Origin of the sequence: Streptomyces botrytidirepellens, from assembly GCF_003721215.1 — a bacterium.
Classification (GTDB): domain Bacteria; phylum Actinomycetota; class Actinomycetes; order Streptomycetales; family Streptomycetaceae; genus Streptomyces; species Streptomyces himastatinicus.
In genome coordinates, this window is record NZ_RIBZ01000129.1 from 1 (window position 1) to 9782 (window position 9782).

Below are 9782 nucleotides of genomic sequence, written 5' to 3' on the forward strand. Positions count from 1 at the left end.
GCGAGCTGCTCGTGCTGGGAGTGAAGGTGCTGCGTCGACCGTCTGGAAGATCCTGAAGGATGCCGGCATCGATCCGGCGCCCGACCGGAGCTCCAGCACGTGGGCCGACTTCCTGCGTTCCCAAGCCGACGCCCTCCTGGCCTGTGACTTCCTTGAGACGGTCACCCTCTCCGGCGCGCGGATGTACGTACTCGCGGTGATCGAACACAGCAGTCGCCGCATCCGGATCCTGGGCGCCACCGCACACCCGACCACAGCCTGGGTAACCCAAGCGGCGAAGAATCTGGTCATGGATCTCGAGGACGTCGGCTGCCGGGCACGGTTCATGATCCGGGACAGGGACGGGAAGTTCCCCGCCCTGTTCGATGCCGTCCTCAAGGACGCGGGGATCGAGGTCGTCCTCACCGGCATCCAGATGCCGAGAATGAACTCGGTCATGGAAAGGTGGGTGCAGACCTGCAGACACGAGCTCCTGGACCGGACCCTGATCTGGAACCAGCGCCACCTCCTCCACGCCCTACGAGAGTTCGAGGANGAAAAGCTAAGCCAGCTCGACATACGACGCCACGACCGCCTTGGCGGCATCCTCCACGAGTACAGACATGCCGCGTGACCTGCACGGATGAGGTATTCGGCAAGCACAGCGGCGATGTGGGATGTGCGCGCCACCGGATGCGAGGAGTAGCTGGCCGAGAACCAATCTCGTTGTGGGGGTTTGATGATTGACGTGATCGTTGTCGGCGGCGGACCGACCGGCTTGATGTTGGCTGGCGAGTTGCGACTGCACGGCGTGCATACGCTGTTGCTGGAGAAGGGGGCGGAGCCGACCGGGCTGTCCCGCGCTCTCGGCCTGCACGCGCGCAGTGTCGAAGTGATGGACCAGCGCGGTCTGCTGGAGCGGTTCCTCGCGCTCGGACAGAAGTTCGCGACCGGCGGTTTCTTCGCCGGCATCGGCAAGTCGTGGCCCGAGCGGCTGGACACCGCGCATTCGTACGTCCTCGCCATCCCGCAGAGCGTCACCGAGCGGCTGCTGGCCGAGCACGCCACCGAGCTCGGCGCCGAGATCCGGCGCGGCTGCGAACTGGTCGGGCTGAGCCAGGACGAACATGGGATGAGCATCGAACTGGCCGACGGCACGCAGCTGCGCTCGCGTTACCTGGTCGGCTGCGAGGGTGGCCGCAGCACGGTGCGCAAGCTGCTCGGCGTCGGCTTCCCCGGCGAGCCCAGCAGGACCGAGACGCTGCTGGGCGAGGTGGAGGTGGCCGTGACGCCGGAGACGCTGAACGCCGTGGTGGCCGAAGTCCGCAAGACCCATGTGCGGTTCGGCACCATGCCTCTCGGCGATGGGGTGTACCGCCTGATCGTGCCCGCCGCGGGGGTGGCCGACGACCGTACGGCCGCGCCGACCTTCGAGGAGTTCAAGCAGCGGGTGCGGGTGTTCGCCGGCACCGACTTCGGCGCGCACTCACCGCGCTGGCTCTCCCGCTTTGGCGACGCCACCCGGCTGGCCGAGAGTTACCGGGTCGGCCGGGTGCTGCTGGCCGGCGATGCGGCGCACGTCCACCCGCCGACCGGCGGGATGGGCCTCAACCTCGGCATCCAGGACGCGTTCAACCTCGGCTGGAAACTGGCCGCCGAGGTCGGCGGCTGGGCACCGGAGGGGCTGCTGGACAGCTACCACGCCGAACGGCACCAGGTGGCCGCCGACGTGCTGGACAACACCCGCGTGCAGACCGAGCTGTTGTCCTCCGAGCCGGGTCCCCGGTCAGTGCGCCGGCTGGTGTCGGAACTGATGGACTTCGAGGAGGTGAACCGGTACCTGATCGAGAAGATCACTGCGATCGGGGTCCGCTACGACTTCGGCGAGGGGCATGAACTGCTCGGCCGGCGGCTGCGGGACGTGGGGCTGAAGCGCGGACGCCTCTACGAGCTGATGCACGGCGGCCGCGGGCTGCTGCTCGACCAGACCGGCCGGCTCTCGGTGGCGGACTGGGCGGATCGGGTCGACCACGTCGTCGACGTCAGCGAGGAACTGGACGTGCCCGCTGTGCTGCTACGGCCGGACGGCCACGTGGCGTGGATCGGTGAAGACCAGCAGGATCTGCTCAGTCAGCTGCCCAAGTGGTTCGGCGCTGCCGTCGGCTGAGGGCGAACTGGAGGCTCGAAGGCCTACCGGGCCTGCCGCCCGGCGGAGCGGGTACGCAAAGCTGTCACTCGTGAGGGGACGCTGTACCCGCTCCAGGCCACTGACCAGTACTGACGCGGAGATGGAGTGGGAGGTGGCCAGAAGGCCGGTCACTCGTCCTCGGCGGCGTCCGGGTCGCGCAGGGGCCGCATTCCGCCGGGTAGCTCCGGCAGCTGGAAGGAGTAGCGGCCGAGCATGTTGATGTGGTGCCGCACGAACGGCGAGAGCCGGGCGACGTCCTCGTCGCGGACGTCGAATCCGTCCGCGCGCAGCTGGTTGACCGCGGCGTCCATGTAGCGGGTGTTGAAGAGCACGAGGGCGTTGAGGACCAGGCCCAGGGCGCCGATCTGGTCCTCCATGCCGTCCTGGTAACGCTGGTAGAGCTGTCCGGAGCGGCCGTGGAAGATCTTCCGGGCGAGGGAGTGGCGGCCCTCCTGGAGGTTCGCCTGGCTCTTGATCTGCCGCCGGTAGCCGGGCTCGTCGGCCAGGCGCAGGATGTGCAGGGTCTTGGAGATCCGCCCGTAGTGAGCGATTGCGTCGCCGAGCGGGGTGGGTCGGCCGTCGCGGGACAGCATCCGGATCACGTCGTACGCGCGCACGGCGCCGGTGTGGATGGAGCCGATGATCCGCAGGATGTCCTCCCAGTGGCGTTCGGTCCTGGCGAGATCGACCCGGCCGCGGGCCGCATCCTGGAAGGCTCCGTAGTCGGCGGTGCGGTCGATGCGCCACATCTTCTGATCCGGCAGATCAGCGAGCTGCGGCGCATACGCGAACCCTGCCAAGGTGAGCAGCCCGAAGACAATGTCGCTGTAGCTCGCGGTGTCCGTGACGATCATCTCCGGGCGCTTGCCGCCGTCGCGGTCGTAGAGGACGTCCAGCACGTACAGCGAGTCGCGCGGGGTGCCGGCCACCACCTTCCCGCCCAGCCCCGCAGCCTGGTCGTTGATCATGTTCAGCCAGGTCGCCCCGCCCCGGCGCCCGAAGCACTTCGGGTTCGGCCGCGCGTACACCGACGGCACGGGGACGACGAACCGCATGCCGTCCACGGAGGCGACCAGGCCGCCGCCCCACGCCCGCGCGAGCGGGGTGGCCGCCTGGTAGTCGATCAGCGTGGCGTTCGCGGCCCGGTACGTCGCCAGCCGCAGATACGTCTGGTCGACATGGGACAGGCGCCCGTACTTCAGCGCGTCCGCGGCCCCGATGACCGGGGTGTAGCCGACGTTGCAGCTGTGCGCGACCAAGAGCGCGGCGATCGTCACGTGCAGGTCCTTCAGCCGGGCCTCGCCGCCGGTGACCGAGGTGAACGCCTGGTCGGCGCCGGTCCAGGAGAACACCTCCAGCAGGGCCTCCGGTAGGTCGACACGGGGCAGCATCGCCTCCACCGCCTCGCGCAGCTGGCGCAGGGAGGCGGATTCGGGCTCCGGCTCCAGGGCGGCGAAGTGCTGGCGGCCGTCGTCGTCGAACACGATCTGGGAGTTCGCCGGCACCCGCGCGGCGACCTCGCGGTAGGTGCCGTCCAGCAGTGCGGCCCGCGCCGCCAGGTGCTCACCTGCCTCGGCGGGCAGGTTGAGCGAGGCGAGAACGGTTGGCTTGGCCTGGTCCCACGCCTCCCCATCCAGCAGCTTCGCGCGGAGGTCGCCCCACTTGGAGGAGTTCTTCGCGAACACCTGCTTGCTCCGCAGCATCCGGTGCAGATGCTCCAGCACGCAGAACGCGTACGCCTTCCAGTCGACCGTGCCCGGCTCCAGGCGCGGAGAGCACCAGGCGCCGCCACGACCCGGTGAGCAGGCCGGTGTCGATCTCCACCGGGCCGACCTTCTTGCGTCCCATCAGGTCCGGCAGCGACATCAACGCCTTCAGGACCGGCAGGCCCTCGGGCGTGGCGCCGAAGTCGACCACCGTCACCAGGAGCTTCAGGAACGGCCGCACGGTGCCGAACCGGGTGACCAGCTGGGCCCGCCATGCCTCGTCCGCGTCCGAGTCGAGCGGCGGAGTCAGCTCGAACAGCGCGGCGACCGCCGCCGCCAGCTCGTGCCGGGGCACCACCTGCTCGACCCGCTCCCACATCGCCTCCAGCGTCTCCACCTCGGGCGGGCTGATCTCCCCGGTGTCAGTGTCGACTTGCTCGCTGGTGGTGTCGAACACGATCTGGAACGCGGCGGCCAGCTTCGCCGACGCCCTCTCCACTCGCGGCAGGGTCTTCAGCTTCTCCTTCGCCGTCTCCCGCTCCGCCCTGGCCAGCAGCTTCGTCGCGATCAGCACCTCCAGCAGGTCCAAGGCGTCATCGACCGCCCGAGACGTCACGTAGACCGCAGTGGCCAGCAGCGTGGCCAGGCGCCGGGAGTCACCGTGCCGCCTGAGCAGCGACGCCTTGCCATCGACCCCGTACCGCGACAGCTCCGCCAGCCGCCGCGGCGGTATCCCCGACACGTCTAGGTCGCCCATCCCGAAGGCCGCGATCTCCTCCGCCCGCTCCGGCGCCCACTTCATCTGTGGCCCGGAGACCCGCACCGGACCCCGGCGTAGCCGGTCCAGCTCCGACACCCGGGCGCCCGGCGGCACCGTCAGCAGGGAGTCCAGCACCGCCCGCTGACCAGTGCTCAGCATCCGGTAGAGGGTGTCCCACAGCCGCTGGTTCGCCGCCTCCCTCACCGCGGCCACCAGCCGGGCCAGTGTCGTCCCCCCGGGCAGCAGCACCCGCCGCTCACGCAGCCACCCCGCCGCCGCGTCGAACAGCGCCTTCGGGCCCTCCCCTGTCGTCCAGGCCCGCGCATCCACCCAAGCCCGCAGCTCCGCCTCCGCCTCGGCGAACTCCGTGTACTCCAGGACCCGCCGCAGCTCACGGACGTGATCGAGCCGGGTGTTCTCCCGCTCGCCGTACGCCTTCAACGCCGACGCGTCCGCGACGCCCAACTGCTCGGCGAGGTAATCGACCACCTCCGTCGGCACGTCCGTCGGATCGTCCAGGAACACTCCGAGGAACCGCACCGTGGTCATCTGCACCGCGAACCCGAGCCGGTTGTGGGCCCGCCGCTTCGGCTCGATCAACGCCCGGTCCGCGTCGTCAAGGAAGAAGAACCGCTCCAACTCCGTGCGGGACGGCGCCCCGTCGTACGCCGCATACCTCGCGGCTTGCTCATCCGTCAGAAACTCGACCGGCACCCCAGACCTCCAGACAGTCAGTGATCAACACGACTGCCGAAGGCTCCGCCCCCGCCGAACCCCAGGTCAAAGCGCTCTCAAACCCCCCAGGGGCTTAGCGCCGGTTTTCGTTCCGATGTTCTTCAATCCCCTGGAGTCCCGTAAGTTCACGCAAACTGAAGGGTTCTCGGTGGGAACTCAAGGGTCCGTCGTCGTGCTCTGCGGAGTTGCTTCCGTGGGTTCGGGGCCAACTCGCGACCTTGCCGTTCCTGGTCCCCTGGACCGGCAAGACGCCGAGCGGCCCCCTGCTCGAACGCAGCGAAGCGGAGTTGAGAGCTTGGGGAAGGAGTTGAGAGCTTGGGGGCGGGGCAGCCTCGGGTCGCTGCTGTAGCGGGCGCTGGGCGAGGCCGTCGCCACGGCGCTGGCGGTACGCGACGGCGCGCCGTCGACCGGCCCCGCACCCACGTACGCGCAGGTGCAGGCCCTCGTCGACGGGCCCGGCGTCACGTGCCGGTGAGCTTGTCGAGGTCGGGGGCGTAGACGGTCATCCAGTGCGGGTTCAGCCGGTAGTAGACGACCTCGCGGTTCCAGTCGAAGGCGTCGTCGTCGCCGTAGAAGTCCTTCAAGTAGGCGAGGAGTTCCTGCCAGTCGGCCGTGGGCTCGGCGTCCTCGGGGTTCAGCTCCTCCACCGTGCCGTGGGTGAACACGCCGAGGTCCTCGCCGCGCATGTGCGCGACGCTGGCGGCCGGACGGGCCGCGAGATGACGGGCCTTGGCGGCGTTGCGCGCCGTGCCGAAGTGCCACCGGCCGTGCAGGAAGTGCCCGTCGGCGCCGCTGATCCGCGGTTCGCCCTTTGCGGTCACCGTGGAGAGGGCGAGCGTGCACATGCCGGTGAGGACCCCGGTGAGCTGCGCCGCCGTGATGGTGCGGCCCTCGACGATCGAGCGGAGGTGTGCGGTCGAGCCGGAGAGGGAGGAGTCGAGGAGGGACTGGAGCTTGTTGAGTTCTTCTGGGGTTTCGCGCATACGTCCATCGTCGGCCGTAAACGCGACACCCTCTGTCGTCATTGATGAAGCAGCGGTGAGGTTGCTCCGCGCGGGTTGCGCTCGGTGCTGCGTGGATGGCAACAGGTGGGGGACGAACGCCGGGACATGTTCATGTATTCGCGGTTGATTGACGAGCTGTGATGCCGTTGGTCCTGCTGTCAGGCCGCACGACGCGGTGTTCCCTTGAACTGATTGAGCAGCCATGATGTGCCGCCGTGACGGATTTCGTGGTTCCTCTCGCCATCGCAGTGATCGGGTTAGTGGCAACCGGCTTGGGAGCGGTTGTTGGGGCGCGGGCAGCTAAGTTCGGCGCGGAAAAGAACGCCGAAGCCGTCCGGCGGCAAGTACAGGACCAAGGTTGTGCTTGCCGAGAATGTCATCCGCCCTGGTCGGAGGCCTACACTGGACCTCACAGTCGTCGGCCGCGGTCGCTCGAGTCGGCGCTCTCGCGTTGCCGGTGGTCCACGCGTCATGATGACCGATCGTGCTGCTACGACTGGCCTACCTCGGTGTGACGAATGCGTTCGTGGTGCTGGGGCTGCTGCCGATGAGCGACCGGGACAAAGATGTAGAGATCCTCGCCCTGCGCCATCAGATCGCGGTCCTGGAACGCCAACTCGGCAAGAGAAAGGTCCGGTTCAGCTCAAGCGACCGGTCGTTCCTGGCGGCGCTGCTACACCGCATGCCGTTACCCACCCTGCGGCGTGTGCGGCTGCTCGTGCGTCCTGACACGGTGCTGCGCTGGCATCGCGACCTCGTCACACGCCACCATGCCGCGTTATCGCGACCCCAGCGACCTGGTCGACCTCGTACGGTGCGCTCCATCCGGATTCTGGTGCTGCGTCTGGCGAGGGAGAACCCGCACTGGGGGTACAGGCGTCTGCACGGTGAGCTGCTCGTACTGGGAGTGAAGGTGGGCGCCTCCACTGTCTGGGAAATCCTGAAGGAGGCAGGCATCGACCCGGCGCCCGAGCGGAACGCCAGTACCTGGGCCACCCTCCTTCGCAACCTGTGAGGTTCCAGAACTCGGCCCGGCCCCCTGACCAGCGAGAATCGATGAAGCACCGCAGGCCAGGCAAAATCGTCTTTCGTGTCCTTACGCCTGCTCTACCTGGTCATCACTCGGCTGCTCAGCTGGTTCGTGTTACTCGGGCGTTCCTCCGCGTCCAAGGACGCCGAGTTGCTCGTTCTGCGTCATGAGTTTGCTGTGCTGCGCCGTGGCAACCCGAAGCCCCGTCTCGACTGGGCCGACCGTGCCCTCCTTGCGGCACTGGCCCGACTCCTGCCGAGGAAGCTTCGAGCACACCGGCTGGTCACCCCCGGAACGCTGCTGCGCTGGCACCGCCGTCTGATGACACGGAAGTGGACCTACCCGCACCGTGTCGGCCGCCCTCCCATCGACGAGACCATCACGGCGCTCATCGAACGGCTTGCGCGGGAAAACCCAATGTGGGGGTACAAGCGGATCCAGGGCGAACTGCAGGGTCTCGGCTACCGCATAGGGGCATCTACGGTCCGCAGAATCCTCAGACACCTGCACATACCTCCGGCGCCCCGGAGTCAGACCGACATCACGTGGCGGCAGTTCCCGCACGCCCAGGCGTCGACTCCACAACATGCCGCGCCCATCAGCATGCTGCCGGGGCCCGCCACCGCCCGGCACGGATACCAGGGCGACGCGGGCGGCCCGCCCACCACCGGCCCGACGAGGCGATCGGCCGCTCACGCGGCGGGCTCACCACCAAGATCCACCTGGCGAGCGACGGCGGCTGTCGGCCGCTGGCGATCCTGGTCACCCCTGGCCAGTGGGGCGACGCCCCGCAGATGATCCCGGTCCTGGACCGTCCGCGTCCCGCGCCCGGCCGGAGGACGGCCGAGGACTCGCCCGGACCACGTTTGCGGCGACAAAGCGTACAGCTCCCGCCGCAACCGCCGTTACCTGCGACGAAGGCAGATCCCCCATACGATCCCCGAACGCCGTGACCAGCGGGCCAACCGCCAACGCCGTGGAAGCCTTGGCGGTCGCCCCACCGGCTTCGACCAGGCCCGCTACACGCGCAGGAACGAAGTCGAACGGCTGATCAACCGGTTGAAGATCAACCGCGCAGTGGCCACGCGCTTCGACAAGAGAGCGTACGTCTTTCACGGCACCGTCACCGTCGCCGCCCTTCGCCTATGGCTCCGCTCGTAAACCCGCCAGGTTTCCTGGAATCACCGAAGACTCGATCAGTTGGAAGTCCTGAGGCGTTGCACCACCCCGGGTGCAGTGTAGGCAGTCTGCCCCTCGGCGAGCTGCTTCTCCAGAGTCGCGGCTGAGCGCTCGAAGTAGTCGGCGCGCACTCCCGCGTCCCGGGACGCCTGTGCCATATTGCGCACACTGGCCAGCACCACATCGAGACCCTGGGCAAGCACTGGCTTCGCGTCCGAGTCCACGTCGGCGGCGAACGCAGGCATCACCTGGGCCATATTCGTCAGCCAGGGCACAAGGAGCTCCGTGAAGCCAGCCGCGTTGCTTTCCTTGTGCGAGGTGGCCATGGCGACCGAGTGGAAGAAACCATCGAACATCACGTTCATCGCGCTGAGCAGCGCCAGGTCATACAGTGCGGCGATGCCCGCGTCGGCGCCGAGGTACTTGGCTGCCCCCAGTGCCTCCAAGGTCTCCTTGTGCGCCTCGAAGTGCGCCTTCTGACCGCTGTAGAGGACGAACGCCTGCGAGGTTGCGACCGTCGATGGAACCGCCATGATCCCGCCGTCCAGGTAGGCCGCACCATGGCCCACGGCCCAGGCCTCCGCCTCCCGCGCCTGGGTCGGCGTTCCATTGGTGAGGTTGACCAGAGTCCGGCCGCGCAGAGCGTCGGCGGCGGGCCGAAGGATCGCTTCTGTGACGTCATAGTCCAGCAGGCAGACGAGTGTCAGCGGGCTGGAGAGGACCGCTGCCTCGACCGTCGCGGCTCGCACAGCACCGCGCGCCACCAGGTCATCGGCCTTGGTGGCGCTGCGGTTCCATACGGTCGTCGGGTGCCCCGAGGTGATCAGGGCGTCCGCCAGTGCCCGTCCCATCTCGCCGAGACCGATGACTGTGACTGCTTCGTTGCCCACAAGTGCTCCTGTCGGTGTGCTCGCGTGATCAGATGCCTTCCGATCACCTTCGGGCCAGCATCGACATGTCACAAGTACGCACAAAAAAGTGCGTAGCTACCCACCGCTGTGTACGGAAGGACGCCCTGCGCCCCTGAAGCGATTCGCGGCGGCACTTTCCACTCCCGGCTGGGGCAGCGGCAGCCGGGGCCAGCCCCGTTTGACTTGGCCACATCACCCGTCGGACAGGCCCTAGGGGACGTCTTGTCGATCATGGTGTGAGCCAGATGAGTGTGCTGGCCAGGGTGAGGACTGCGTGGAAGCGGTCGGGC

At 68.2% G+C, this 9782-nt stretch carries 3 protein-coding genes and 5 pseudogenes; 5 read left to right on the forward strand and 3 right to left on the reverse strand.

From position 1 onward, the window contains the following. A pseudogene (locus EEJ42_RS10065) lies at nucleotides 1-613 on the forward strand (integrase); the annotation flags it as partial. A gap of 105 nt (nucleotides 614-718) precedes the next feature. Next, complete coding sequence (gene rox / locus EEJ42_RS10070) at nucleotides 719-2146, forward strand: rifampin monooxygenase (RefSeq protein ID WP_123099627.1); 1428 nt, start codon at nucleotides 719-721, stop codon at nucleotides 2144-2146. Nucleotides 2147-2295: 149 nt separating this feature from the next. Here the strand turns inward: rox and EEJ42_RS10075 are convergent. Together EEJ42_RS10075 and EEJ42_RS10085 are read right to left on the reverse strand one after the other, a co-directional pair. After that, nucleotides 2296-5347: pseudogene (locus EEJ42_RS10075) on the reverse strand (Tn3 family transposase). 482 nt (nucleotides 5348-5829) lie between these two features. Continuing rightward, nucleotides 5830-6351: a pyridoxamine 5'-phosphate oxidase family protein gene (locus EEJ42_RS10085; RefSeq protein WP_123099626.1), complete on the reverse strand. Its 522-nt coding sequence runs from the start codon at nucleotides 6349-6351 to the stop codon at nucleotides 5830-5832. Between the two features lie 505 nt (nucleotides 6352-6856). On the opposite strand from EEJ42_RS10085, the pseudogene EEJ42_RS10090 reads away from it, so the two are divergent. From EEJ42_RS10090 to EEJ42_RS10100, 3 pseudogenes are all read left to right on the forward strand, one after another. Then, nucleotides 6857-7381 (forward strand): annotated as a pseudogene (locus EEJ42_RS10090) (helix-turn-helix domain-containing protein); the annotation flags it as partial. 198 nt (nucleotides 7382-7579) lie between these two features. Next, a pseudogene (locus tag EEJ42_RS53790) lies at nucleotides 7580-7903 on the forward strand (helix-turn-helix domain-containing protein); the annotation flags it as partial. A 71-nt stretch (nucleotides 7904-7974) separates the two neighbouring features. Further along, nucleotides 7975-8563: pseudogene (locus tag EEJ42_RS10100) on the forward strand (IS5 family transposase); the annotation flags it as partial. Between the two features lie 35 nt (nucleotides 8564-8598). Here the strand turns inward: EEJ42_RS10100 and EEJ42_RS10105 are convergent. Next, the gene (locus EEJ42_RS10105; RefSeq protein ID WP_221179349.1) at nucleotides 8599-9471 is read right to left on the reverse strand and encodes an NAD(P)-dependent oxidoreductase; all 873 of its coding nucleotides are present in this window, start codon (nucleotides 9469-9471) and stop codon (nucleotides 8599-8601) included. Nucleotides 9472-9782: the final 311 nt, after the last annotated feature.

Bases quoted from the DNA above. Each gene is read 5' to 3' on its own strand.
- rox (WP_123099627.1), top strand. From the start codon at position 719: ATGATTGACGTGATCGTTGTCGGCGGCGGACCGACCGGCTTGATGTTG.
- EEJ42_RS10085 (WP_123099626.1), bottom strand. From the start codon at position 6,351: ATGCGCGAAACCCCAGAAGAACTCAACAAGCTCCAGTCCCTCCTCGAC.